This is a genomic window from Lysobacter rhizosphaerae (genome assembly GCF_054779795.1).
Genome location: NZ_BAAGXO010000007.1, coordinates 71053 through 94559 on the forward strand (window position 1 = coordinate 71053; position 23507 = coordinate 94559).

The window sequence follows — 23507 nt, forward strand, 5'->3', positions numbered from 1 at the left end:
GATGTGTGGGGTACTACGGTTCCCCGGTCTCCACACACGAGACCTCTCATGAACAAGACCGTTGCATTGACTCTTTTCGCGGCGCTGCTGACAGCGCCCGCATTCGCGCAGGACGCGCCGCCCGCCACCACGATGGGGCAGTCCGCCGATGAGCAGGCGCAGATGAAGGCCGAGGACGAGCGCCTACAGCACACAACCCCCATGACCAGCAACGATGCCGCCGACGCGATGCAGGCGACCCCGCCGACCGAGGCGCCGATGACCGCGGCGCCGATGACCAGCAATGACGCCGCAGCCGCTGCGGCGACCTCGCACAAGGTCGACTTCGCGGCGCTGGACAAGAACAGCGATGGCAGCTTGTCGCAAGGCGAAGTGAACGCCAGCGGCGATGCCGACCTGATCCGCGATTTCGGTGCGATCGACAGCAACCACAACGGCCGCCTGTCGAAGGACGAATTGAAGGGCTGGAACCATTGAGGGTCGGGACGGATTGAAAGTTGGGACGGCAGGGAAGCACCACGCCCCGCTTCGGCGGGGCGTTTTTCGTCCGGACCAACAACCTCCGGGCTACAGCCCGGCCGCGTGCTTCCACAAGGCGTGCCGCAACGACGGCAACTTTCCAACGAGTCCCAGCAGGGGACCGCGCACCAGCGTCGCCAGCAGCTTGTCGTTCGAAAACAGCCGGTTGAGACCGTCGAACGAATAGGCGGCCACGGCATTCTCGCTGCGCCGCTGCCGGGCCCAGCGCGCCAACGCCACGGGCGCACCCGGATCGCGGCTGGCCGTGCGCTGGTGCAACAGCAGCGTACGCAGCGCGGCGACATCACGCAGCCCCAGGTTCACGCCCTGCCCCGCGAGTGGATGCACCACGTGCGCGGCATCGCCGATCACCGCAACGCGGCCGGCGACATGTGCCTGCGCGAGTTGCCTGCGGAGGGGGAACGCCACGCGCTTCGACACCGCGCCGAGCGTGCCCAGGCTGCCGGCAAAGGCATTGTCGAGTTCGCGCAGGAAGTCCGACTCGTCGACCTGCAGCAGGCGCGCCGCTTCGGCCTCGGGCAACGTCCACACGATCGAACTGCGGTGGCCGCTGGCGCCTGCAAATGGCAGGAACGCGAGCGGCCCGGTAGGCAGGAAGCGCTGCCAGCACGTGGCCTCGTGCGGACGCGCATGGTCGACGAAGGCGACCAGCGCGTTCTGGCCGTAATCGTGGGTGTAGGTATCGATGCCGGCGAGCGAGCGCAGCTTCGAGTCGCCGCCATCGGCCGCGAGCACGAGCCGCGCGCGCAGGCGGGTGCCGTCGTCGAGCTCGAGCGCGGCGTGGTCCGCGCCCTCGTCCTGCTGCAACGCGACCACCTGGGCGGGGCAGCGCAGCCGCACGCCCGCGGCCGGCAGCGCGGCCCAGAGGCGATCGACCAGCAGCGCGTTCTCGACGATCCAGCCCAGCTCGCGTCGCCCGAAGACGTCGGCATCGAAGCGCAATTCGTCGCCGCCGGCCGCATCCCACACGCGCATGCCGCGGTAGGGCTGCGCGCGTGCATCGATGATCGAAGGCCACACGCCGAGGTCGGCCAGCAGCGCGGCATTGTCGGGCGCGAAGGCATACACGCGCAGGTCGGGCTGGTCCGCGCGCCAGCGGGGCGGTTCGCGCGCTTCGATCAGCGCCACCTGCCAGCCGTCACGCGCGAGCGCGAGGGCGGCGGCAGCCCCGACCACGCCGGCACCGACGATGGCGACATCGAGCAGGTCGCGACGGCTCATGCGGCCCCCACGGTCGTGGTCTCGCCGCGGCACAACGCGGGCACGTCGCCGCGGTAACCCATCGCCGCCCCGACCAGGAACGCCTGCATGGACGGCAGGCGATCGGCGGCGAGCAGTCCGACGCTGCGCAGCGGCCGCAGCAGGGCCGAGCCGTTGGCGGTGAAACGGGCAAGGCCATCGGAGAACGCAACGGTGCGTTCGCGATCCTCGCGGCGGCGCTGCTCGTACCGCGCCAGCAGTGCGGAATCGCCGCAGTCGAAACCGGAGGCGGCGCGCGTACCGGGACAACCGGCCTCGATCAGCTCGGCAAGCGTCAGCGCATCGCGCAGGCCGAGATTGAAACCCTGTGCGCCGACCGGATGGATCGTCTGCGCGGCATTGCCGACGAGCACCGCGCGCGGCGCCGTCAGCGCCTGCGCCATCACCCGGGCCACCGGGTACGCGGTGCGGGCACCGCAGGCGAGGAAGCGGCCGGCGCGCCAGCCGAATGCGTCCTGCACGCGGGCCAGGAAGGCCGCGTCATCCAGGGCCGCGACGGCATCGGCATCCTCGCGTGCCACGCCATGGATGAGGCCGAAGTGGCGGTCGCCGCGCGGCAGCAGGGCGGTGGGGCCGTTCGCGCCGAGGCGCTCGTAGGCGGTGCCATCAGGCGCGCGTTCGGCGAGCAGGCGGGAGACGAAGAGTGTCTGCGCGTAGTCGTGCTCATCGCAACCGATGCCCAGCGCGTCGCGCACGCCGCTGCGGGTGCCGTCGGCAGCGACCAGCAGGCGTGTCCGCAACTGCTGTTCGCCGCGCTCGTTGGCGACGCGGACGACGCGCAGGTCCTCGCTGGCGGCATCCACCCCGACGAAACGCATCGGCCGATAGCGGCGCACGTGCTGCAGTTCGGCCAGCCTTGCTTCCAGCGCCTCGCCGAAGTCGCGGGCAATGACGACCCGGCCGAATTCGCTGCGACCGTGTTTCGCCGCATCCAGCACGGTGCGGCCGAAGTCGCCGCTGCGGCTGACATGGATGCGTTCGATCGCGCCGGTCGGGGCGCGCAGCTTCTGCATCACGCCGAGCGCGGTGAGGGCGTTGACGGTGGCTTCGGCGAAGCTGAGGTTGCGCTCGTCGAATACCGTGGGAAGCGCGCCGGCCGGCGCGGCTTCGACCAGGCCGACATCGAGGCCCAGCCGATCCAGTGCGATCGCCAGGCTGGCGCCGACCAGGCCCCCGCCGATGATCAGGACGTCGTGCGTGCCGGCTTGTTGCAGGGGGCCGGTCGCGGGCGACGCGGACTGTGATGACAGGTCGGTCTGGGGCATTGCGTTATGCTAACGGACCTACGGCCGCCACCGGCCAGCCACCGCAAGAACGCAGCCCATGAACAGCCCGAACCGTCCGACGTCCTCCTTCGCACCCGGCCCGCTGATCCTGGGTGCCATGATCCTGGTCGCCGCGCTGACGCGCGTGGTCCCGCATCCGTGGAACTTCTCGCCGGTGGAAGCGATCGCCCTGTTCGGCGGTGCCTACTTCGCCTCGCGCTCGCTCGCGATAGTGGTACCGCTGGCGGCGATGGCTGCCTCCGACCTGATCCTGGCGGCCGTCCATGGCGGCACCTATTCGAGCTACTTCTTCAGCACCAGCTTCTGGCTCGTGTATGCCTGTATCGCGCTCTCGACCGTGCTCGGCTTCGGCCTGCGCGGCAAGGTGAATGGCGTGCGCGTGCTGGGCTATTCGCTGGCGGGCTCGGTGCTGTTCTTCCTGGTGACCAACTTCAGCGCCTGGATCGGTTCGTCGATGTACCCGCAGAACGCGGCCGGCCTGATGGCCGCCTACATCGCCGGCATCCCGTTCTTCCAGGGCACGCTGCTGGGCACGCTGTTCTTCTCGGCGCTGCTGTTCGGTGGCTTCAGCCTGCTGCGCCACCGCATGCCGGCGCTGCGCGTGCAGACGGTGTAAGCAAGCACCGTTCACACCGTGGGCAATCGCCTTTCCAAGATCTATACCAAGACCGGCGACGACGGCACCACCGGGCTCGGTGACGGCAGCCGCGTCGCCAAGGACTCCGCCCGCGTCGCCGCCTATGGCACGGTCGACGAAGCCAATTCCTGCATCGGCCTGGTGCTGGCGAGCGCGGCTTCGGACAGCACCTTCCCCGACGCCGTGCGCTCGCTGCTCGTATCGGTGCAGCACCAGATGTTCGATCTCGGCGGCGAGCTGTGCATTCCCGGCCACGCGGCGATCTTCGACGGGGACGTCGAGCGCCTGGAACAGCACCTCGACGCCTTCAACGAACCCCTGCCGGCACTGAAGGATTTCATCCTGCCCGGTGGCGGCGAGGCCGCGGCGCGCTGCCATGTCGCGCGCACCGTGGTGCGCCGCGCCGAACGCGAGACCATCGCCCTCTCGCGCCAGGATGCGGTGCGCCCCGAGGCGATCCGCTACCTCAACCGCCTCTCCGACCTGCTGTTCGTGCTGGCCCGTGTGCTGGCACGCGCGAGCGGGCACGGCGAGGTGCTGTGGAACCACGAGCGCCGCAAAGGGGCGCCGCCACAGAAGTAGGCGCACGGCGCGCCACGGCACAGGCAGGCGTGCGGACTACTAACCGCGTCGCCACGCGCCGCGCCGTGGCACAGGCAGGCGTGCGGACTGCTAGCCGTCGCCACGCGCCGCGCCGCGGCATAGGCAGGCGTGCGGACTACTAACCGCGTCGCCACGCGCCAGTTCAGCAGGCGTGCGAGACCAGACGCTTCACGCCCACCCACCGCTTCCCCGCTACCCTCGCAGCATCGCTGCCACTCCGACCACCGTGCACTTCTTCACCCACACCGCCTGCCTGCAGCACGATACCGGCGCCGGGCACGCCGAGCGGCCGGCACGCCTGGAAGCGGTCACCGCGGCGCTGCGCGAGTCCTTCCCGCAGGTCGCCTGGTTCGACGCGCCGCGTGCCACGCGTGGGCAGCTGCTGCGCGTGCACGACGATGCGTTGCTGCGGCTGGTGCTGGACACACCGGTGGCGGAATCGGTCGCACTGGATGCGGACACGGTGTTGTCGAAAGGCTCGGCTGAGGCCGCCCTGCGCGCCGCCGGTGCCGGCGTGGCCGCGGTGGACGCGGCGATGGCCAGCGCACCCGGTTCCCTGCCGCGCGCGTTCTGCGCCGTGCGGCCACCGGGGCACCACGCCACCCCTTCGGTGGCGATGGGTTTCTGCCTGTTCAACAACATCGCGGTGGCCGCCGCGCACGCCCTGGACGCCCATGGGCTGTCCCGGGTGGCGATCATCGACTTCGACGTGCACCACGGCAACGGCACGCAGGCCATCTTCGACGGCGATCCGCACGTGCTCTTTGTGAGCTCGCACCAGATGCCGCTGTACCCGGATACCGGCTACCCGAGCGAACGCGGCGTCGGCAACGTCGTCAACGCGCCGCTGCGCACCGGCTCGGGTGGCGAGGCCTTCCGTGCGACCTGGGCACAGACACTGCTGCCGGTCATCGACGCGTTCCGTCCGCAACTGCTGCTGGTTTCGGCCGGCTTCGACGCGCACCGGCTCGATCCGTTGGCGCAGTTGCAGCTGGAGGCCGACGACTACGCCTGGCTCACCACCGAACTGGTGGCGCTGGCCGACAAGCACGCGCGCGGACGCCTGGTGTCGATGCTTGAGGGTGGCTACGACCTCACGGCGCTGCGCGAGAGCAGCGTGGCCCATGTCAGGGCTCTGATGGGTTGAGGGATGGCAACCATCGAGCGGGAAGGCGCTTCAAGCTCGCTCGGGGTTGGTTATGGATTCACAGCCCGCAGCCGACTGCTGCGGCGCGCGGCGGAGCGGTGACTGCGCGCGCACGCCTGCTCTTTCGGCGGCGCCATAAAAAAACTCTCCCCCCGCCTGGGCTGCGGGGAGAGAGCTGGTGTTACGGCAATCGGGACTTTCTGTTTTTTTCGATGACTTAGATCATCGGTGCCGGGGTTGCCGGCATGGCGGCCGCGACCTTCTTGGCTACGCGCTTGCGCTTCACAGCCTTCTTCACGGCCTTCTTGGCAACGGCCTTGCGGACGGCCTTCTTGGCGGCGCCCTTGCGGACGGCCTTCTTCACGGCAGCCTTGCGGACGGCCTTCTTCACGGCAGCCTTGCGGACGGCCTTCTTCAGCAGCGCCCTCTTCACGGCCTTCTTGGCAACGGCCTTGCGGACGGCCTTCTTGGCGGCGGCCTTGCGGACGGCCTTCTTGGCTACAGCCTTGCGGACGGCCTTCTTGGCAACAGCCTTGCGGACGGCCTTCTTGGCGACCTTCTTGCCAGCAGCCTTGCGGACGGCCTTCTTGGCGACAGCCTTGCGGACTGCCTTCTTGGCGACCTTTTTCTTCGCAGCTTTCTTCATGGCCATGGTATGGCTCCTCGTCAGTTGTGTAACGGTCGTACAGCTCGGTCTTTCGGGTTAACAACAGCCCAGTTCAAACCCTGCCGCGGGTGAACCCGCGACCAAACGCCGGTACGCCAGGCGTACCAAGGCGAATGCCTTGCCCCATCGTCACAGGTCGGCTCACCCGCGCCCGATGGGTTGGCCCGATTCCACGCCCGGAGGCGCGTGACGGGCCGGTTCCGATAGCACCACAAACAAAAACCCGATCCGCTTTGGGCGAACCGGGCTGGATGCGGTCACTCGTTTGCGAGTAGGTGAGCTGCGTTTTCGCAGAGGACAGGGCGCCAACGTCCACCGTTTTTATGTTCCGGGCGGAGGTCCGTTTATTGCTGCGCGTTGTCGCGATCGCTCGACTCACTCTATTCCGCAGGTATCGTCTGCTGGGCGAAACCTAATCACGGTTTTTTGGCCTGTCAACAATCCGGAGCAATTTTTTTTCGGGCCCCGATCCGGGCGGCCCGACGCATGCCGCCCGGATCGACGACGACGACGTGCATTGCGACCGCAACGGATTTGCCGATGTCATCCGCGACGAATTCGCAAAGCACTAAAAAAAAGGCATTTCGCAACGCGCGCATTCGCCCGCTGCAAAGGCGACGGCGGCGCGGCGCGAGCGGCGCATCCGCGTGACGATGCCGACCGGCATCCCTTTTCACACTCGCCGCGCGCCGACGACCGGCCACCCGATTTGGCGTCGCATCGGTCCATTTGCGCAAAAACTGCGCGAACTATTCCGGCATGTTCGACCCCGCATCGTGATGCACCGACACGTCGAGCGGCGGTGTCGCGCGTCTACGGAAGCGGCCTGACGAACCGCTTCCATCAGATGGCGGCGGAGCATCGATGGGCGCGGCGAACGGGCGCGAGTCGCACCGCTGCGCTCGCATTCGTTAAGTACGGGTCGGCACTTGGCCGTGATTCGCCGGCCGCAGAAACGGCGATGCCGGCGCGGTTGCCCGGCCGGCATCGTGTGTACTGCTTGCGGAGGCCGCGACATCGCCGCGACCGCGCGGGACTCAGTGGTCCTCGTCTTCCAGCAGCTCGGCGTAGTCGTCCGGACCCAGCAGCTCATTGAGCTGCTCGGCGTCCTCGATCTCCATCGTGAACAGCCAGCCTTCGCCGTAGGCGTCCTCGTTGATCGTTTCCGGCTTGTCCGAGAGCGCGCTGTTCACGGCGGTGACGGTGCCGCTGACGGGTGCGTAGACGTCGGAGGCGGCCTTCACCGATTCGACGACTGCGCAGGCATTGCCGACTTCGACGCGGTCGCCGACGTTGGGCAGCTCGACATACACCAGGTCGCCAAGCAGGCCCTGGGCGTGATCCGAGATGCCTACGGTGACCTTGCCATCGCCTTCGACGCGTGCCCACTCGTGGGACTTGAGGAACTTGAGGTCGCCGGGGATCTCGCTCATGGGGTGCTCCGTGGATGCGTCTGACGCGTGGGGGATTAAAGGATACGTCGCTGGCAAGAGCGCGTGGAGGCGTAGTGTAGCGAAGCAGGGGCGCGTCGGATCAAGCCTCTCCTGGCGCGCCCGCCGGACAGGTGCTGCGGTCAGATGCCTTCCTGCGGCTTGCCGTCGCGCACGAACGGAAACTTCACGACGCGCACCGGCACTTCCTTGCCGCGGATGTCGACGCGGACGTTGCCCTCCGCGCCCAGCGGGATGTCGCCCGCCGGCACGCGCGCGAACGCGATCGCCTTGCCCAGCGTCGGCGAGAACGTGCCCGACAGGATCTCGCCCTCGCCGTTCGCGGTGAGCACCTTCTGGCCGTGGCGCAGCACGCCCTTCTCGTCCATGACGAGGGCGATCATCTGCCTCGGCACGCCATTTGCTTTCTGCGCCTCGAGCACGCTGCGACCGGTGAAGTCGCGCCCCTCGTCGAGCGCAACAGTCCACGCCAATGCGGCCTCGTACGGCGATACGGTTTCGTCCATGTCCTGGCCATAGAGGTTCATGCCGGCCTCCAGGCGCAGCGTGTCGCGCGCACCCAGGCCGGCGGGCTTCACGCCCGCGGCCAGCAATGCATTCCAGAACGCGACGGTCTGCGCCTCCGGCACGATGATCTCGAAGCCGTCCTCGCCGGTGTAGCCGGTGCGGGCAACGAAGACATCGACGCCATCGACCGTCTTCGCCTCGCCGGCCGCGAACTTGCCGAGCTTGCCGATCGCGGCGCGGTCTTCCGCGCGCAGCAGGCCCAGGACCTTGTCGCGCGCATTCGGGCCCTGCACGGCGACCATGCCGAACTCCGGGCGCTCGGTGACGGCAACGTCGAAGGCCTTTGCCTGCCGGGTGATCCACGCCAGGTCCTTGTCGCGGGTGGCGGCATTGACGACCAGGCGGAAGAACTCCTCGTCGCGGAAGTACACGATCAGGTCGTCGATCACCCCGCCCTGCTCGTTGAGCATGCAGGTGTACAGCGCCTTGCCAGGCTTCTGCAGCTTGTCGACCGAGTTGGCGACCAGCCTGCGCAGGAAGTCGCGCACCTTCGCGCCGCGCAGGTCGACCACGGTCATGTGGGAGACGTCGAACATGCCGGCGTCTTGGCGCACCAGGTGGTGCTCGTCGATCTGCGAGCCGTAGTGGATCGGCATGTCCCAGCCGCCGAAGTCGACCATCTTGGCGCCGAGGGCGCGATGGGTGTCGTTGAGGATGGTCTTCTGCGTCATGGCGGCGGGAACGTGGGGAGGAAGCCGGCAATTATCCCGCGCCGCGCTGAAATATGCGCGCCGAAGGAATCAGGCGCGCCGCCGCGCGCTGACGGGCCCGGCAAGCAGTGCCGGGCCGTACGGTGCCGTGTACGCCCGCATCAGCGGGTGACGCCGGACTCAGGCGGCTTCGACCCTCAGGCTCATGCCGTCCACGGCCACGATCCGCACCGGCGTGCCCACGGCGAGATCGGAACCCTTGACCTCCCAGAACGCATCGGCGATCTGCACGCGCCCACGCCCATTGACGATCGCCCGCTCCAGCGGCACCACGCGACCGACCAGCGCCTGGGCGCGGCGGTTGAGCAGGGGCTCGTCGCTGCTGCGCGCGCGTCCACGGAACCAGCGCCGGTAGACCTGGATCGAGATGAAGCTGAGCACGACGAACAGCGCGACCTGTGCCAGCACCGGGAGGTCGAACAGCAACACCACCACGAACACCGCCGCCGCCGCGAAGCCCAGCCACAACATGAAGGCGCCCGGCGCCATCGTTTCCAGGGCGAACAGCACCAAGGCTGCCGCCGCCCACGCCACTACCTGCCAGTCCCAGCGCATGGCTCAGCTCCGACCCGGCATCGGCGGCGGCGACTTGCCCAACGCGTCCTTCGCCAGTTCGGCGATGCCGGCGAGCGAGCCGATCACACCCGCCGACTCCATCGGCATCAGCACGAACTTCTGGTTGGGCGCCTCGGCCAGCGCCTTGAACGCCTCGATGTACTTCTGCGCGACGAAGTAATTGATCGCCTGCACGTTGCCGCCGGCGATTGCATCGGACACGAGCTGGGTCGCCTTGGCTTCGGCCTCGGCCAGGCGCTCGCGCGCCTCGGCGGCGCGGAACGCGGCTTCGCGGTTGCCCTCGGCTTCCAGGATCACCGACTGCTTCTCGCCTTCGGCCTTGAGGATCGCGGCCTGGCGGAAGCCCTCGGCCTCGAGGATATTGGCGCGCTTCTCGCGCTCGGCTTTCATCTGCCGTGCCATCGAGTCGACCAGGTCGCGCGGCGGCTGGATGTCCTTCAGCTCGATGCGGTTGACCTTGATGCCCCACGGATGCGTCGCCTGGTCCACCGCGACCAGCACCTTGGCGTTGATCTCGTCGCGCTTGGACAGGGATTCGTCCAGGTCCAGCGAACCGATCGCGGTACGGATATTGGTCATCACCAGGTTGAGGATGGCGATCTCCAGGGTCGCGACCTCGTAGGCCGCCTTGGCCGCGTCCAGCGCCGAGAAGAACACGATGCCGTCGACCTTCACCACCGCGTTGTCCTTGGTGATGACGTCCTGGCTGGGGACCTCCAGCACCTGCTCCATCATGTTGATCTTGCGGCCGACGCCCTGGTAGATCGGCATCAGGAAGTGCAGTCCGGGCGTCAGCGTGTGCGTGTACTTGCCGAACGTTTCCACCGTCCATTCGTAACCCTGCGGCACCATGCGGACGGCTTTGAACAGCACGATCACGAATGCGAACAGCAGTACCGCGGCCAACAGCGAACCCAGCGTCATCTCGAACCCCTCCCTGAAGTGGGGCGAGTATAGGCTTTGAGCGCGGAGACGCAGGGGCGGGACATCTGGGGGGAATCAAAGCCGGTGGTTTGCCATGGCTACCCGCCGGCGCGGCCTGATTCGTCCCGCGCCGGAAAATTGGTCGCGGGCCGGTTCGCCATGGCTACCCGCCGGCGCGGCCCGGTTCGTGGCGCGTCGGGTAGTGATCTCGGGCCGGCCCGTGCGACGGTTTGCCCCCAGGGCGCATCCTTAGTCACTGGATGCCCGCCAACTCCTCCTTCGCCATCGACGTTCCCGACGCCCTGCTCGCCCGTGCGCGCGCCGGCGAGCGCCCGGCATTCGAGCAGTTGTACCGCTGGTTCGAGCGGCCGGTCTTCACATTGGCGCTGCGCATCTGCGGCGACCGCGAGGAGGCGGCGGAGGTGCTGCAGGACACGATGCTGAAGGTGCTCAACCGGGTCGCGGATTTCCGCGGCTGTGGCAGCGGCGCCGATGGCAGTCCGTTCTGGGCGTGGCTGCGGCAGATCGCGGTGAACGAAGCGCTGATGCGGTTGCGCAGCCGGCGCGCCCATGGTGGCGAAGTGGCGATCGACGACGACCATGCGCTGGAAGATCACGCGCCGCCCCCGCCTGCCGCTGCCGACGCCGCGCAACTGCAGCGCGCGCTGGCGCAGCTGCCCGCCGTCACCCGCAGCGTGCTGTGGCTGTATCACGCCGAAGGCTATACCCACGAGGAGATCGCGACGCTGATGCAGCGCACCGCGAGCTTCTCCAAATCACAGCTCGCGCGCGGCAGTCGCCGCCTGCGCCTGCTGCTGGAAGGCCCCGCCAGGGAGCCGTCATCCGCCGCGCGAAACGACATCCTCGCCGTGGCCGCGACACTCGAGGTGCGTCATGCCTGACAACTCCCATTCCGGTGCAGACAACGGCGCCCTGGCCGCGGCGCCACAGGACTGGAGCGCGGCGTTCGCCGCCCTGCCGATGGAAACCCCGCCGGGCGATGGCTGGACGCAGATCAGCCGCAGGCTCGATGCCCCGTCTTCCCGTCATCGCAACGCACGGCGCGAGCGCCGCGCGACCTGGCTCATCGGCATGGCGAGCGCGGCCGTGCTGGTACTTGCCGCATGGTCGCCGCTGTCGCGCTGGCTGCAGTCGGCAGGCGACGACACAGCGACACCGGCCTTGGTCGCGACAACGCAGGGATTGCGTGGACCGGCCGCTCCCATTCGCGCCGAACCCGCGGAAGCGCGCGTTGCCGTCGCGACGAGCGAGACAAAGGCGGCATCGGATGCGATCGCCCAGTCGACGCGCGTAGTGCCGTCCCACCGTCCGCACGCACGCAGCGCGCGCGCCATGCCGAAGGTGCCGCACGCCGCCTCCGACGCCGCGACGTCGCGCCTGGCCACCGCCGCGACCCAACCGCCTGCTCCGGGCCCGGATCGCGGTGTTGCCACGATGACGGCAGCGGCCAGCGATGCCGACCCGCTGCAGAAACTGAAAGCGCAGTCCGCGCAACTCGAAGCCCTCGTCGCCCTCGCGCGCGACGACCGCGTCGGCAATGCCGGCCTTGAACTGCTCAGTGGCGAGCTCGACGCCGGCATCGCCACGATCGATGCCTCGCTGTCGCAGTCCGACCTGACCGCCACCCGCCAACAGGATCTGTGGCGACAACGCGTGGACCTGTTGCAACAGCTCGCCGGGGTCGAAGCCACCTCGCGCTGGCTCGCCGCGCACGGCACGTCCAACGACACCGCGCTGGTCAGCGTCGACTGAGCCGCCCTCTTCCACACCCATCATCCCCATCGAACAAGCGGAGAGTTCCCATGAAACGCCTGCCTGCCATCACTACCCCGCTCGCCTGCGCGCTCGCGTTCGCGCTGGCCTTCGGCGCGCTCGCGCAGGCGGCGCCCGACGCAGCCAAGCAGAAAGAGCTGGCCGCCGCGCGCGAAGACCTGCACCGTGCCGCGCGCCGCGTCGCCGAGCTCTCCGGCGACACGGGCATGGCCATGGATGGCACGCGCCAGATGGTCATCGAGCGCCGCATGCTGCAGCGCCCGGTGCTGGGCGTGATCCTCGAGGGCGACAGCGGTGCCGGCGTCCGCATCGCCGCGGTCACACCGGAAAGCGGTGCGGCCAAGGCCGGCCTGCGCAGCGGTGATCGCATCACCGCGATCGACGGCAAGGCCCTGCCCGGTGCCGATGGCGATGCCCGCCTGGCGGCCGCGCGCGCGCAGCTGCGTGCGTTGGATGACAAGACACCGGTAGCGCTCGGCTACGTGCGCGACGGCCGCACGGCCAGCGTCAAGGTCACGCCGAGCGCCGGCGACCAGCTGATCATGCTGCATGACGGCGATGGCCCCTTCGAATTCGGCGGCGAGCCCGGCATGCACATCGGCCCCGGTGGCGCGGGCCGCATGCACCTCGCGCCCGGTGGCGTCGCGCCGCAGATCCGGCGCGAAATAATCCGCGAGGACCTCTGCGACGACGATGCCGATTGCCGACGCCCGATGCTGGCCGAGGCATTCCGCTGGAACGGCCTCAACCTCGCTTCCATCGACAAGGACCTCGGCCACTATTTCGGCACCGATCGCGGCGTGCTCGTGATCAGCGTTCCCGAAGACATGGGGGGGCTGAAGCCGGGCGATGTCCTGCAGAAGGTGGACGGCAAGGCCGTGGACACGCCGCGCGAAGCAATGGCGGCGGCGCATGCGCATTCGCCGGGCACCGCGGTCGCGGTCGAATACCTGCGCGATCGCAAGCGCATGACGACCAAACTGACGCTGCCCGAACGCCGCGCACTGCGCCTGCTGGCACCGCCCGCACCGCCCGCACCGCCAGCGCCGCCCGCGGCACCACATGCGCAGGCCGTGCCGGCTCCGATGGCCGCACCACCGGCTCCGCCCGCACCGCCGGCACCACCCGCCGAGCCGGACGCACCGGCGCCGCCGTCACCCCCGCCGCCGGCACCGCTGACCTTGCTGTAGGCCATACATAGAGAGCCCCGTACCGGTCAACGGTGCGGGGCTTTGCTTTTCATGGCGGCGTTGCGGACCGCGTCGCACCACGCGCCGGTTCAAGGGTGATCACGCCAAGAGCGATCACGCCGCGGCGGCTTCCACCCTCGCCCATTCGTCCTCGCCTAGCTGCCGCTCGAGTTCCAGGGCCTGCAGGTTCTGCAGGAGTTGCTCGACCCGGCTGGCGCCGAGAATCACGCTCGACACATGCGGGTTGCGCAGGCACCAGGCGATCGCCAGCGTGGCCGGCGCATGGCCCAGCTCCTTCGCCGCCGCGGCGAAACGTGCGGAGCGCTCGATGCGGTGCGCGTCGCCGTCACCGACAACGATGCGCTGCAACCAGCCCATGCCTTCACGTCCGAGGCGGGCGTCTTCGCTCATGCCGCCGGCGTATTTGCCGGTCAACAGGCCGGAGGCCAGCGGCGAGAAAGTCGTGGTGCCCAGGCCCAGTTCCGCATACAGCGGTGCGTATTCCAGCTCGACGCGTTCGCGATGCAGCAGGTTGTACTGCGGCTGCTCCATCGTCGGTGCGTGCAGGTGCGATGCGCGGGCAATCCGGTGCGCCTCCCGGATCAGCGCTGCCGGCCATTCCGACGTTCCCCAGTACAGCACCTTGCCCTGGCGGATCAGCGCATCCATCGCCCACACGGTTTCCTCGACCGGCGTATCCGGATCCGGCCGATGGCAGTAGTAAAGGTCGAGGTAGTCCACGCGCAGGCGCCGGAGCGCGGCATGGCAGGCGTCGGTGACGTGCTTGCGGGAGAGTCCTTTCTGGGTCGGATTGGGGTCGACCGCCGAACCGAACAGCACCTTGCTCGACACGCAGTAGCCGTCGCGCGGCAGGCGCAGGTCGGCGATCACGTCGCCCATGACCGTCTCGGCATTGCCGTTCGCGTAGCCCTCGGCGTTGTCGAAGAAGTTGATGCCGTGATCCCAGGCCGCGGCCACCAGGTCGCGCGATACACCGCGCCCCACCTGTGCGCCGAAGGTCAGCCAGGCGCCGAACGACAGGGCCGATAGTTGCAGGCCGGACGAGCCCAGGCGGCGGTAATGCATCAGGAACTCCGTGAAATCGGCCAAGATGGCGTGCATGCTACGCCCGCCCCGACCCGCGTGGAGACCTACGTGCACCTTGCCCGCCAGATCCGCGACACGCTGCGTCTGCTCTTCGCGCAACCCGACGAGGTGATGCTCGAGGTCGGGTCCGGTGGCGAGCTCATCGTCGCCCGCCTGCGTTCCGTGATCGCACTGCTGTTGTTGCTGCTGCCCCTGATCAACGCAGCCGGCGGTGGCAGCGTGCGCGAAACGATGATCGGGCTGGGTGGCGCGGTCCTGGTCAACGTCTTCGCCCTGGTATGGCTCGCGCTTGCACGCCGGCAACGGCGGCACCGCTGGTTGCCGTTCGCCAGTTCCGCGTTCGACGTGACGGCCGCCAGCGCCGTGCTGGTGGTGCTGGCGCTCAATCACCTGCCGTCGGGCCTCAACAGCATGGTGGTGTGGTGCGGCTACCTGCTCGCCATCGTGCTCACCGCCCTGCGCGGCGACGCGCGCGTGACGCTGTTCGCGGGCGTGCTGGCACTGGTCGAATACATCGTGCTGGCGACCATCGCGATTTCCTCGGCCAGCTCGCCCGAACAACTGATCTCGGCCGACTACGGCGCGGTGACCCTTGGCACCCAGGGCCAGCGGGTGGTGCTGCTGGCGATCACCACGCTGATCACCGTGATGGTGACGTTCCGCATGCAACGCGTGGTGGAAATGTCGGGTACCGACGGCCTGACCGGCCTGCCCAACCGGGTGTGGCTGCTGCATCGCTTCCCGCGCGTGATCGATGCCGTGCAACGCGACGGCAGCAGCCTGTCGCTGGCCCTGATCGACCTCGACAACTTCAAGCGGGTCAACGATGAAGTCGGCCACCGCGCGGGCGATCGCGCCCTCAAGCACGTGGTGTCGATCCTGCGCGAGGCGGCCGAACCCGGGGAGAACCTGGTGCGCATCGGCGGCCAGGAATTCGTGCTGCTGATGCGCAAGCCGATCGGCAGCGCGTGGGAGCGCGTCGACTTCCTGCGCCGGCAACTGCTGCAGCGGCCCTTCGAACCCGAGCGCGGCGGCGAACCCTTCCGCCTCAGCCTCAGTGCCGGCCTGGCCTCCTGTCCGCAGGAAGGCACGGACCTCTCGCGCCTGCTGCGCCGCGCCGACCAGCGCCTGCAGGAAGCCAAGCGCGAAGGCAGGAACCGGGTCGTGGCGCGCGACGGCTGAAGGATCAGCCCCGGCGCGACCGCTTCGAGCCCGGATCCAGCGGCCCGACGCCGGCAACGGCAAGGCTTGGTTGCCCGTACCAGCGGCCGCCGCTACCCTGCCGCATTCACGCCGTCACTGGCACAGGGGAAATCAGTGGAAGCACTTGCGCGCGTCGCCTTCGGCCTGTTTGGCCTGGCCGTATTGATCAGCATTGCCTGGCTGTTTTCCGCCAACAAGAAATCGGTCGACTGGAAGCTGGTCGGGACGGGCGTCACCTTGCAGATCGCCTTCGCTGCGCTCGTGCTGCTGGTGCCCGGCGGCAAGGATGTGTTCGATGCGCTCGGCCGCGGCTTCGTCAAGCTGCTGGAGTTCACCGGCGTCGGCACCCAGCTGATCTTCGGCGACCTGTCCCAGCCGGCGAAGTTCGGTTTCATCTTCGCCTTCCAGGTGCTGCCGACGATCATCTTCTTCGCCGCGCTGATGGGCATGCTCTACCACCTCGGCGTGATGCAGTGGATCGTGCGCGGCATGGCCTGGGCGATCACCAAGGTGATGCGCGTGTCGGGCGCGGAAACCACCAGCGTCTGCGCCAGCGTGTTCATCGGCCAGACCGAGGCACCGTTGACGATCCGGCCCTACCTCGGCCGCATGACCCAGTCCGAACTGCTGACGATCATGGTCGGCGGCATGGCCCACATCGCCGGCGGCGTGCTCGCGGCGTACGTGGGCATGCTCGGCGGCAGCGATCCGGTGCAGCAGGCGTACTACGCCAAGCACCTGCTCACCGCGTCGATCATGGCCGCGCCGGCGACGCTGGTGATCTCCAAGATCCTGATGCCGGAAGTGGGCGAACCGCTCACGCGCGGCACGGTGAAGATGGAAGTCGAGAAGAGCACGGCGAACGTCATCGACGCCGCCGCCGCGGGCGCGGGCGATGGCCTGCGACTGGCCCTGAACGTGGGCGCGATGCTGCTCGCCTTCACCGCACTCATCGCGATGCTCAATGCCCCGCTGACCTGGCTGGGCGAAGTCAGCGGCATCGCGTCGATGCTGGGCAGGCCGACCGACATGGGCACCCTGCTGGGTTACGTGCTGGCGCCGGTCGCCTGGGTGATCGGCGTGCCGTGGCAGGACGCGACGACGGTCGGCGGCCTGATCGGGCAGAAGATCGTGCTCAACGAATTCATCGCCTACCTGCAGCTGTCCGACATCATCAACGGCAAGACGCCGGGCGTGGTACTGACCGAACATGGCAAGCTGATCGCGACCTACGCGCTGTGCGGCTTCGCCAACTTCAGCTCGATCGCGATCCAGATCGGTGGCATCGGCGGCCTCGCCCCGGAACGCCGCCACGACCTCGCGCGCCTTGGCCTGAAAGCCGTGCTGGGCGGCTCCATCGCCACATTCATGACGGCGACCATCGCGGGCGTGCTGACCAGCTTCGGCAGCTGATCCGGCCACGCAAGGACCACAACGGGCCGCCTCGCGGCCCGTTTTCTTTTGCAGCGTCGGCATCGCAGCGCCGATGACCAGAACGGGCGCCCGTGGCGTGCCCGCTACAATGCGCGCATGCGGATCGGCGCTTTCGACATCACACCCAAGGTGATCCTCGCCCCCATGGCGGGCGTCACCGACAAACCGTTCCGGGTGCTGTGCAAGCGCCTGGGCGCGGGTCTGTGCGTGTCGGAGATGACCACGTCCGATCCACGCTTCTGGAACACCGCCAAGTCGCGCCATCGCATGGACCACGAGGGCGAACCCGCCCCGGTCAGCGTGCAGATCGCCGGCACCGTGCCCGAGGTGATGGCCGAAGCCGCGCGCTACAACGTCGACCATGGCGCCCAGCTCATCGACATCAACATGGGCTGCCCGGCAAAGAAGGTGTGCAACGCCTGGGCCGGTTCCGCGCTGATGCGCGACGAAGCGCTGGTGGCGCGCATCCTCGAAGCGGTGGTCTCGGCCGTCCAGGTGCCGGTGACGTTGAAGATCCGCACCGGCTGGGCCGCCGGCCAGCGCAACGCCCTGGCCATCGCACGCATCGCCCAGGCCGCGGGCATCGCCGCGTTGGCCGTGCACGGCCGCACGCGCGACCAGCAGTACAGCGGTTTCGCCGAGTACGACACGATCGCGGAAATCAAGTCGCAACTGTCGATCCCCATCGTCGCCAACGGCGACATCGATTCGCCGCGGAAGGCGGCGCTGGTGCTGCGCCATACCGGCGCCGACGCGGTGATGGTCGGACGCGCGGCGCAGGGCCGGCCATGGATCTTCCGCGAAGTCGCACACCACCTTGCCACGGGTGAATTCCTCGCCGCGCCTACGCTGGAAGAAGTGCGCGACATCCTGCTCGCGCACCTGCACCACCTGCATGCGTTCTATGGTGAACAGGCCGGCGTGCGCATCGCACGCAAGCATCTGGGCTGGTATGCGAAGGATCGGCCTGAAAACGCGGCGTTTCGCGCAGTGGTGAACCTCGCTGAATCGGCGGAAGCGCAGCTGCGCCTCACGCGCGATTACTTCGACGCGCTGGTCGCGGGCGTAATGCCGGAACTTCCGGCCGTCGCCTAGAGCGCAAGCTCTACGGCATTTTCCATGCCATGCCGTTGCACGCATGACCAAAGTCATGCGAGAAAAGTCGCAATTGAAACGAGTTGCGTGCGATGCATCACCTCTGGCGCAACAATTCGTCCAATCGTTGATCGTTCTTGCTCGATCGACATACCAGCGTTGTCGGGCCGACCGAAATCCTTGTTCCTGCAGCCAGAAGTAATACCGTCGTTCGGGCGATGTAATCGCGTCGCGGATTTGCCGAAATACCACTTGCCGGGATCGGCTTTGCGGCAAACCCGTCCCACAGGATCCCGGACGAAGAAGACACTGGAGGCAATCATGAACATCAGGCTCGCAAGTCTGTCAGTTGCACTGATGGTCGTTGCCGCGCCGGCATTCGCCGGTGGTGATGATCCGTGCAAGCAACTCGCCCAGGAAACTGGTCTGACCCAACGCAAGGTCGAGATGATCCTCGGCAACCGCACCTCGTACGCCGAATATCCCTACACCTATGCACGCAGCGTCGATAAGCTGCGCGAGGCCATCGGCGAAGGGCGCTACGAGCAACTCATGAACGAAGGAAACCTGATTTCCGCTTCGACCGACGTCAAGGCTCGCGCCATGCTCGCGGCACTCGAAGAGAACAGGAACAGCTTCACCCCGTAAAGGGCGTTACTCCGTAAAGGTCGGTCCCCTGGGTCGGTCCCGAGGGGACCGGGTTACGGTCCGGCAGCCCGGCTAGCCTCCACGCGATGCCGGAATGGGTTGCGATGTTGGCGGCGACTTCGCCGGTGGCGATATCCAAATTCGCTGCCACATCGCGCCCAGCCGTTGACGGGCCTCCCACGGCCATTGCAGTTGTTGCGGCGCGATCTCGCGCCAGCCTCCGCGGTTGCGCTCGGCAACCGCGAAGCGGAACGTGTAATCGGGTTCCGCTCCCATGCGCAGGTCGGACAGGACGAGCAGTCCTCCGCGCTGCTGCGCCTTCATGAAGCCGTGGTTGAACCAGTGCAGGCGCTGCACGGCCCTGTAGTCGCGCACGGCATCCAGCGCCTCCACGTCGCTGGCGAACGCGCGGAACTGCATCGGCCCGCGGTCGGCCACCAATGAGCGCTCGCCTTCGACGAAGCCGCCCGGCGTCATCGCCACCACGCGCCACAGCAGGATGTTGAACGGCATCGGCACGGAAAAACGCGGTGCATCGCCGAGGCCGCTCGCGGCCAGTGCGCGGCCGGCATCGCGCTCCACCTTCCACTTCGCCACCTGCGACAGGCTGAGATAAGCCGCGGCCATCACCAGGCCCGCGGCGAGGACATGCCGGGCAAGCGGCCGTGCGCGCGCGAACCAGGCGACCACGCACGGCACGATCAGCAGGAGACTGAACACGGGGTCGATGATGAAGAGGCTGGACCACATCGCCGGCGGCACCGGCAACGGCCAGAACAGTTGCGTGCCATAGACGGTGAAGGCATCCAGCAATGGATGCGCCAGCAACGTGCATTGGAAAATCCAGAACCATTGGCGAGGCGCGCTTGCCACGCGGCCGTCGCGACGCTTGAACCAGGCCCACAGAGCCCATGCGACAAGCGGCAGCAACAGCAGCGAATGGGTCATGCCGCGATGCCAGACCATGCGCGTGACGGGATCACCGCTGAACAGCAACGGCAGCACGTCCGCATCGGGCAGGCTGTTGAGCAGCGCGCCGGCCAGCAGGGCGGCACGACGTTGCGAAGCGGGGGCGATGGCGGCGGCGATCGCGCCGCCAACAAACAGATGGGTAACCGAGTCCATGGTTGAATGCTAACGGCGCTTGCAATCGGCGGCACGCTTTCCCGTATTGACGAGGATGGTCGATGCGCCCCGCCACCCCGCCCCAGCGGCGGGTGTCACCCGATTCAGTCACCATCAATACGGCCTCCACCCTTTTGCAAATTCGTTTTTCTTCTTAAGGACGACGGCGCGATACGTCGCACGGATGCGGGAATGGCACGCATCCGGAGAAGTCGTGACTCGATTCGCAACGACACGCTGGAGCCTGATCCTGGATGCCCGCCAGGCGGAGACGTCCCGCGGCGCGCTCGAGGAAATCTGCCGTGCCTATCGCGCGCCGGTACTCGCCTATGTGCGTCGCCACGGCTACTCGCCGGCGGACGCCGAGGACCTGACCCAGGACTTCTTCGCCCGTTTCCTCGAGCGGCGCTGGGATGCCGAACTCGACCCGATGCGCGGCCACTTCCGCGCGTTCCTGCTGCTGGCGATCAAGCGCTTCCTCATCACGGCCGATGAAGCCGCGCATGCGATCAAGCGCGGCGGCGGAATGGTCCGCCTCGATGCTGGCGACCAGCTCGAAGCGCTGGAGGCGCCGCACACGGAGAGCCCCGAACGGGTGTTCCAGCGCGTGTGGGCCCTGACCGTGCTCGAGCGCAGCTTCGCCCGCCTGCGCAACGAGGCCCGGCACGCAGGCAAGGAGGAGCTGTTCAACCAGCTCAGCCCCTACGTGGCCGAACGCCCGATGGCGGACGAATACCATCGCATCGCCGAAGAGCTGGGACTGCGGGCGAACACGGTCGCCGTTGCCGTCCATCGCCTGCGCGCGCGGTTGCGCGAGGTGGTGCGCGAGGAGCTGGCCGAGACCTGCAGCGGGCCCGAGGAGATCGATGCCGAGCTGCACGCATTGCGCGACACCCTCAACCACGTGACGGGCTGAGCCAGCGCGAGGCCCAGCCCATGTCGCCGCCGCCACCACCCCACGAGCCGCCGCCATGACCGCGGGCGACCGCCGTGGCGACTCGTCTCCCGGTGCCAAGCGCAGTTTCGACGCGCGGCTGGCGCGGATGGCGCAGTGGCTGATGAGCTCGCACAGCGACGGCAACATCACTCCCCGTTCCAACGACTCACGCAAATCCGCAGTCGAGATGCTCGAACTCGACCTGCGCGATCCGGGGCAGCGCTTCTTCGACGACTTCGAATTGCTGGAGCGGATCGGTGAGGGCGGCATGGGCGCCGTCTATCGCGCCCGCCAGCTGTCCCTGGATCGCGATGTCGCCGTGAAGCTGCTGTCCGCGGGGCCGTGGGCGTCACCGGAGTTCATCGCCGGCTTCAAGCGCGAGGCGCGGAATGCCGCGGGCCTGCACCATCCCAACATCGTCGGCGTGTACGCGATCGGCGAGCAGGAAGGCCTGCTCTACTACGCGATGGAGCTGATCCTCGGCGAAACCCTCGACGAGCGCATCGCGCGCCTCAAGGGATTGCCCACGCGCGATGCCGCGACGCTGGTGCGCACCGTTGCCGAAGCAGTCGACTACGCCCACCGGCTGGGCGTGCTGCATCTCGACCTCAAGCCTTCCAACATCCTGCTGGACAGCATCGGCATGCCGAAGATCGCCGACTTCGGCCTGGCCCGCCAGCTCGGCGAGGCGTTGAGCGTGCAGAACGAACGCGTGGCGGGCACGCCGAGCTACATGGCGCCGGAACAGGCGGCGGCGCGGCGCGGCGTGCTGTCGCCCGCGACCGACGTCTGGGGACTGGGCACCATCCTGTACGAGTGTGTCACCGGCACGCCGCCGTTCCTGGCGGCAACCGCGGAAGAAACCCTGCGCCTGGTGCGCGAAGGCCATGTGCGCAAGCTGAGCCGCTCCGCTTCGGTGCCGCGCGACCTCGAAGCGATCTGCCTGAAATGCCTGGCACGCTCACCGATGCACCGTTACATCAGTGCACGCGCGCTGGCGGATGACCTGGGCCGCTTCATAGAGGGACGCCCGGTACGCGCGCGGCCGCTGCATGCCTGGCAACGCTTCGGCCACTGGATGCAGCGCGAGCCCAGGCTGGCCTTTGCGGTCGGGGCCATGATGGTGGCGCTGATAACAGGTATCGCGGCGACTTCGCTGCAGTGGCAACGCGCGGAACGCAGCGCGGCATCGGCGCGCGAGGTCAGCCGCTTCATCAGCGAGGATCTGCTTGCGGCCGCCGACCCGTACCGCTCCGACGAGAGCGTCGCCGCCATGCTGGCCAAGGCGGAAGCAAGACTCGACAGCGGCCTGGCCGAACAGCCGGAAACGCGCGCCCAGATCGGCTTGTCGATCGGCCGCGCGTACATCGGCCAGGGCCATTGGCACCAGGCGCGACTGCGCATGGACCGTACCTACGCCGACGCCCGCCGCTCACTCGGCCCGCTACATCCGCTCACCCTGGCTGCCGCCGAGTACCTCGCGCAGTCGCTGACCTATGACGCGCAATACGCCGAAGCCGAACGCGTGTATGGCCAGACGCTCCCGGTCCTGCTGCGCCGGTTGGGTCCCACCGATCCAACGACCCTGCGCGTGCGTCGCAGCCACGCGATGATGCTGTATGAGATCGACCGCTTCGAGCCGGCGGTGAAGGAGCTCAGCGCGCTGCGCGTCGACGCCGCGGCGCATGCCCCGGCGATGCTGCCGGAGATCGATGCGACGCTGGGCGAGCTCTACACCGAGACCAACCGCTGGGACGAAGCCATGGCGATGCTGCAGGGAGCACTGGCACGCTCGCGCGAGCGGCTCGGAGCGAATCATCCCGAGTACCTGTGGCAGGAGATGTCGCTCGGCGACATGCTCATGATGCGTGGAAAGTGGGATGAGGCCGATGCGATCTTCAGCAACGTCCACGAAGGCCTGGCCGAGACCCTCGGCGACAGCCACCCCAGGACCCTGACCGCCATCCACTTCCTCGGCCTGACCCAGCTGGAGCGCGGACAGCCGGCCAAGGCCCTGCCCTTGCTGCAGCACGCGCTGAGGGAACGCCTGCGCGTGCAGGGCCCCGATCACAACTGGACGCACTATTCGATGAATCGCGTCGCCGAAGCGCTGGTCGAGCTCGGCCGCACGGACGAGGCCATTCCGCTGCTGCAGCAGGCGTTGCAGTCGATCGATCGCACCGGCCGCCGGCAACGGGCCTACGTGGTCCTCATCCTCGACACGTTCGGCCGCGCCTACCTCAAGCGCGACGATCCCGCGCGTGCAGAACCCTATCTTCTGGAGGGATGGCGCCTGGCCCGCGACACGCTGCCGCACAACAACGTCCGCCGCGGCATCATCGAACGCAGCATGGGCCAGTTGCGCGCGCGCCAGGGCCGCTACGCGGAAGCGCGCGACCACTACGCCATCGCGGAAGCGATCTTCACTGAAGGATGGGGCGCGTCGCATCCCTGGGCCAAGGCCGTTCGCGCGCAGCTCGCGGCATTGCCTGCAAGCGCCACACCGCATGCGGAGCGCAGGCAGCAGGCGCCGCCCACCCGGGAATAGACATCATGGATGGCTGCTTTGCGGACGCGAATACCGGATCCATGCATGGCCGCTGCCA

General features: G+C 68.1%; 24 protein-coding genes. 13 read left to right on the forward strand and 11 right to left on the reverse strand.

Annotation, left to right across the window (positions count from 1 at the left end; genetic code table 11):
- The first annotated feature begins 48 nt into the window (after positions 1 to 48).
- Positions 49 to 477, forward strand: coding sequence for an EF-hand domain-containing protein (locus tag ACYVGE_RS09490; RefSeq protein ID WP_460729297.1), 429 nt, complete (start codon positions 49 to 51; stop codon positions 475 to 477).
- 90 nt (positions 478 to 567) lie between these two features.
- Here ACYVGE_RS09490 and ACYVGE_RS09495 read toward each other — a convergent pair whose 3' ends face one another.
- A complete protein-coding gene (locus tag ACYVGE_RS09495) occupies positions 568 to 1761 on the reverse strand; it encodes an FAD-dependent oxidoreductase (RefSeq protein ID WP_460729299.1) in 1194 nt (397 codons plus the stop codon).
- Complete coding sequence (ubiH, locus tag ACYVGE_RS09500; protein ID WP_460729301.1) at positions 1758 to 3065, reverse strand: 2-octaprenyl-6-methoxyphenyl hydroxylase; 1308 nt, start codon at positions 3063 to 3065, stop codon at positions 1758 to 1760. The genes ACYVGE_RS09495 and ubiH overlap by 4 nt, the downstream gene beginning before the upstream one ends.
- Positions 3066 to 3123: 58 nt before the next feature.
- Between ubiH and ACYVGE_RS09505 the strand changes: the two genes are divergently transcribed.
- The 3 genes from ACYVGE_RS09505 to ACYVGE_RS09515 all read left to right on the forward strand — a co-directional run bounded on the left by ACYVGE_RS09505 (position 3124) and on the right by ACYVGE_RS09515 (position 5473).
- On the forward strand, positions 3124 to 3702 hold the full coding sequence (locus ACYVGE_RS09505; protein WP_457096518.1) for a DUF6580 family putative transport protein: 579 nt from the start codon (positions 3124 to 3126) through the stop codon (positions 3700 to 3702).
- Between the two features lie 18 nt (positions 3703 to 3720).
- Positions 3721 to 4305, forward strand: a complete 585-nt coding sequence (locus tag ACYVGE_RS09510) for a cob(I)yrinic acid a,c-diamide adenosyltransferase (protein WP_460729303.1) — start codon at positions 3721 to 3723, stop codon at positions 4303 to 4305.
- Between the two features lie 247 nt (positions 4306 to 4552).
- Positions 4553 to 5473: a histone deacetylase family protein gene (locus ACYVGE_RS09515; protein WP_460729305.1), complete on the forward strand. Its 921-nt coding sequence runs from the start codon at positions 4553 to 4555 to the stop codon at positions 5471 to 5473.
- A 217-nt stretch (positions 5474 to 5690) separates the two neighbouring features.
- Here ACYVGE_RS09515 and ACYVGE_RS09520 read toward each other — a convergent pair whose 3' ends face one another.
- The 6 genes from ACYVGE_RS09520 to ACYVGE_RS09545 form a co-directional block, all read right to left on the reverse strand.
- On the reverse strand, positions 5691 to 6125 hold the full coding sequence (locus tag ACYVGE_RS09520; RefSeq protein ID WP_460729307.1) for a hypothetical protein: 435 nt from the start codon (positions 6123 to 6125) through the stop codon (positions 5691 to 5693).
- A 449-nt stretch (positions 6126 to 6574) separates the two neighbouring features.
- Positions 6575 to 6877: a hypothetical protein gene (locus tag ACYVGE_RS09525; RefSeq protein ID WP_460729309.1), complete on the reverse strand. Its 303-nt coding sequence runs from the start codon at positions 6875 to 6877 to the stop codon at positions 6575 to 6577.
- 300 nt (positions 6878 to 7177) lie between these two features.
- Entirely contained in the window at positions 7178 to 7573 is a 396-nt protein-coding gene (gcvH, locus tag ACYVGE_RS09530; protein WP_457096514.1) for a glycine cleavage system protein GcvH, read from the reverse strand.
- A gap of 140 nt (positions 7574 to 7713) precedes the next feature.
- Entirely contained in the window at positions 7714 to 8829 is a 1116-nt protein-coding gene (gene gcvT / locus ACYVGE_RS09535) for a glycine cleavage system aminomethyltransferase GcvT (RefSeq protein WP_457096513.1), read from the reverse strand.
- Positions 8830 to 8988: 159 nt separating this feature from the next.
- Positions 8989 to 9423 carry an NfeD family protein gene (locus ACYVGE_RS09540; protein ID WP_460729311.1) on the reverse strand — a complete coding sequence of 145 codons (435 nt, stop codon included), beginning with the start codon at positions 9421 to 9423 and terminating at the stop codon, positions 8989 to 8991.
- A 3-nt stretch (positions 9424 to 9426) separates the two neighbouring features.
- Positions 9427 to 10368, reverse strand: a complete 942-nt coding sequence (locus tag ACYVGE_RS09545; RefSeq protein ID WP_460729313.1) for an SPFH domain-containing protein — start codon at positions 10366 to 10368, stop codon at positions 9427 to 9429.
- Positions 10369 to 10628: 260 nt separating this feature from the next.
- On the opposite strand from ACYVGE_RS09545, the gene ACYVGE_RS09550 reads away from it, so the two are divergent.
- From ACYVGE_RS09550 to ACYVGE_RS09560, 3 genes are read left to right on the forward strand one after another with little or no spacing between them, the layout of a single operon-like run.
- Positions 10629 to 11270, forward strand: coding sequence for an RNA polymerase sigma factor (locus ACYVGE_RS09550; RefSeq protein WP_460729315.1), 642 nt, complete (start codon positions 10629 to 10631; stop codon positions 11268 to 11270).
- A complete protein-coding gene (locus ACYVGE_RS09555; protein WP_460729317.1) occupies positions 11263 to 12141 on the forward strand; it encodes a hypothetical protein in 879 nt (292 codons plus the stop codon). The genes ACYVGE_RS09550 and ACYVGE_RS09555 overlap by 8 nt, the downstream gene beginning before the upstream one ends.
- A gap of 50 nt (positions 12142 to 12191) precedes the next feature.
- Positions 12192 to 13352 carry a PDZ domain-containing protein gene (locus tag ACYVGE_RS09560; RefSeq protein ID WP_460729319.1) on the forward strand — a complete coding sequence of 387 codons (1161 nt, stop codon included), beginning with the start codon at positions 12192 to 12194 and terminating at the stop codon, positions 13350 to 13352.
- Positions 13353 to 13466: 114 nt separating this feature from the next.
- Here ACYVGE_RS09560 and ACYVGE_RS09565 read toward each other — a convergent pair whose 3' ends face one another.
- Complete coding sequence (locus tag ACYVGE_RS09565) at positions 13467 to 14438, reverse strand: aldo/keto reductase (protein WP_457096602.1); 972 nt, start codon at positions 14436 to 14438, stop codon at positions 13467 to 13469.
- On the opposite strand from ACYVGE_RS09565, the gene ACYVGE_RS09570 reads away from it, so the two are divergent.
- The 3 genes from ACYVGE_RS09570 to dusB all read left to right on the forward strand — a co-directional run bounded on the left by ACYVGE_RS09570 (position 14433) and on the right by dusB (position 18191).
- Positions 14433 to 15641 (forward strand): GGDEF domain-containing protein, encoded by a 1209-nt coding sequence (locus tag ACYVGE_RS09570; protein WP_460729322.1) that lies wholly within the window; start codon positions 14433 to 14435, stop codon positions 15639 to 15641. The two genes, ACYVGE_RS09565 and ACYVGE_RS09570, sit on opposite strands and share 6 nt — an antisense overlap.
- A gap of 135 nt (positions 15642 to 15776) precedes the next feature.
- Positions 15777 to 17075 (forward strand): NupC/NupG family nucleoside CNT transporter, encoded by a 1299-nt coding sequence (locus ACYVGE_RS09575; RefSeq protein WP_460729324.1) that lies wholly within the window; start codon positions 15777 to 15779, stop codon positions 17073 to 17075.
- 117 nt (positions 17076 to 17192) lie between these two features.
- Positions 17193 to 18191, forward strand: coding sequence for a tRNA dihydrouridine synthase DusB (gene dusB / locus ACYVGE_RS09580; RefSeq protein WP_460729326.1), 999 nt, complete (start codon positions 17193 to 17195; stop codon positions 18189 to 18191).
- A gap of 53 nt (positions 18192 to 18244) precedes the next feature.
- On the opposite strand, the gene ACYVGE_RS09585 is transcribed toward dusB, so the two are convergent.
- Positions 18245 to 18520 (reverse strand): hypothetical protein, encoded by a 276-nt coding sequence (locus ACYVGE_RS09585; protein ID WP_460729328.1) that lies wholly within the window; start codon positions 18518 to 18520, stop codon positions 18245 to 18247.
- Between ACYVGE_RS09585 and ACYVGE_RS09590 the strand changes: the two genes are divergently transcribed.
- The gene (locus tag ACYVGE_RS09590) at positions 18513 to 18839 is read left to right on the forward strand and encodes a hypothetical protein (RefSeq protein ID WP_310054017.1); all 327 of its coding nucleotides are present in this window, start codon (positions 18513 to 18515) and stop codon (positions 18837 to 18839) included. The two genes, ACYVGE_RS09585 and ACYVGE_RS09590, sit on opposite strands and share 8 nt — an antisense overlap.
- Positions 18840 to 18911: 72 nt before the next feature.
- Here the strand turns inward: ACYVGE_RS09590 and ACYVGE_RS09595 are convergent, their stop codons facing one another.
- Entirely contained in the window at positions 18912 to 19964 is a 1053-nt protein-coding gene (locus ACYVGE_RS09595) for a metal-dependent hydrolase (protein ID WP_460729330.1), read from the reverse strand.
- 214 nt (positions 19965 to 20178) lie between these two features.
- Between ACYVGE_RS09595 and ACYVGE_RS09600 the strand changes: the two genes are divergently transcribed.
- On the forward strand, positions 20179 to 20880 hold the full coding sequence (locus tag ACYVGE_RS09600) for an RNA polymerase sigma factor (RefSeq protein ID WP_460729332.1): 702 nt from the start codon (positions 20179 to 20181) through the stop codon (positions 20878 to 20880).
- A gap of 55 nt (positions 20881 to 20935) precedes the next feature.
- The gene (locus tag ACYVGE_RS09605; protein WP_460729334.1) at positions 20936 to 23449 is read left to right on the forward strand and encodes a protein kinase domain-containing protein; all 2514 of its coding nucleotides are present in this window, start codon (positions 20936 to 20938) and stop codon (positions 23447 to 23449) included.
- Positions 23450 to 23507 lie beyond the last annotated feature (58 nt).

Bases quoted from the DNA above. Each gene is read 5' to 3' on its own strand.
- ACYVGE_RS09520 (WP_460729307.1), bottom strand. From the start codon at position 6,125: ATGGCCATGAAGAAAGCTGCGAAGAAAAAGGTCGCCAAGAAGGCAGTC.
- ACYVGE_RS09495 (WP_460729299.1), bottom strand. From the start codon at position 1,761: ATGAGCCGTCGCGACCTGCTCGATGTCGCCATCGTCGGTGCCGGCGTG.
- ACYVGE_RS09550 (WP_460729315.1), top strand. From the start codon at position 10,629: ATGCCCGCCAACTCCTCCTTCGCCATCGACGTTCCCGACGCCCTGCTC.
- dusB (WP_460729326.1), top strand. From the start codon at position 17,193: ATGCGGATCGGCGCTTTCGACATCACACCCAAGGTGATCCTCGCCCCC.
- gcvT (WP_457096513.1), bottom strand. From the start codon at position 8,829: ATGACGCAGAAGACCATCCTCAACGACACCCATCGCGCCCTCGGCGCC.
- ACYVGE_RS09540 (WP_460729311.1), bottom strand. From the start codon at position 9,423: ATGCGCTGGGACTGGCAGGTAGTGGCGTGGGCGGCGGCAGCCTTGGTG.
- ACYVGE_RS09555 (WP_460729317.1), top strand. From the start codon at position 11,263: ATGCCTGACAACTCCCATTCCGGTGCAGACAACGGCGCCCTGGCCGCG.
- ubiH (WP_460729301.1), bottom strand. From the start codon at position 3,065: ATGCCCCAGACCGACCTGTCATCACAGTCCGCGTCGCCCGCGACCGGC.
- ACYVGE_RS09590 (WP_310054017.1), top strand. From the start codon at position 18,513: ATGAACATCAGGCTCGCAAGTCTGTCAGTTGCACTGATGGTCGTTGCC.
- ACYVGE_RS09570 (WP_460729322.1), top strand. From the start codon at position 14,433: ATGCATCAGGAACTCCGTGAAATCGGCCAAGATGGCGTGCATGCTACG.
- gcvH (WP_457096514.1), bottom strand. From the start codon at position 7,573: ATGAGCGAGATCCCCGGCGACCTCAAGTTCCTCAAGTCCCACGAGTGG.
- ACYVGE_RS09565 (WP_457096602.1), bottom strand. From the start codon at position 14,438: ATGCATTACCGCCGCCTGGGCTCGTCCGGCCTGCAACTATCGGCCCTG.
- ACYVGE_RS09560 (WP_460729319.1), top strand. From the start codon at position 12,192: ATGAAACGCCTGCCTGCCATCACTACCCCGCTCGCCTGCGCGCTCGCG.
- ACYVGE_RS09505 (WP_457096518.1), top strand. From the start codon at position 3,124: ATGAACAGCCCGAACCGTCCGACGTCCTCCTTCGCACCCGGCCCGCTG.
- ACYVGE_RS09490 (WP_460729297.1), top strand. From the start codon at position 49: ATGAACAAGACCGTTGCATTGACTCTTTTCGCGGCGCTGCTGACAGCG.
- ACYVGE_RS09605 (WP_460729334.1), top strand. From the start codon at position 20,936: ATGACCGCGGGCGACCGCCGTGGCGACTCGTCTCCCGGTGCCAAGCGC.
- ACYVGE_RS09545 (WP_460729313.1), bottom strand. From the start codon at position 10,368: ATGACGCTGGGTTCGCTGTTGGCCGCGGTACTGCTGTTCGCATTCGTG.
- ACYVGE_RS09585 (WP_460729328.1), bottom strand. From the start codon at position 18,520: ATGTTCATGATTGCCTCCAGTGTCTTCTTCGTCCGGGATCCTGTGGGA.
- ACYVGE_RS09595 (WP_460729330.1), bottom strand. From the start codon at position 19,964: ATGGACTCGGTTACCCATCTGTTTGTTGGCGGCGCGATCGCCGCCGCC.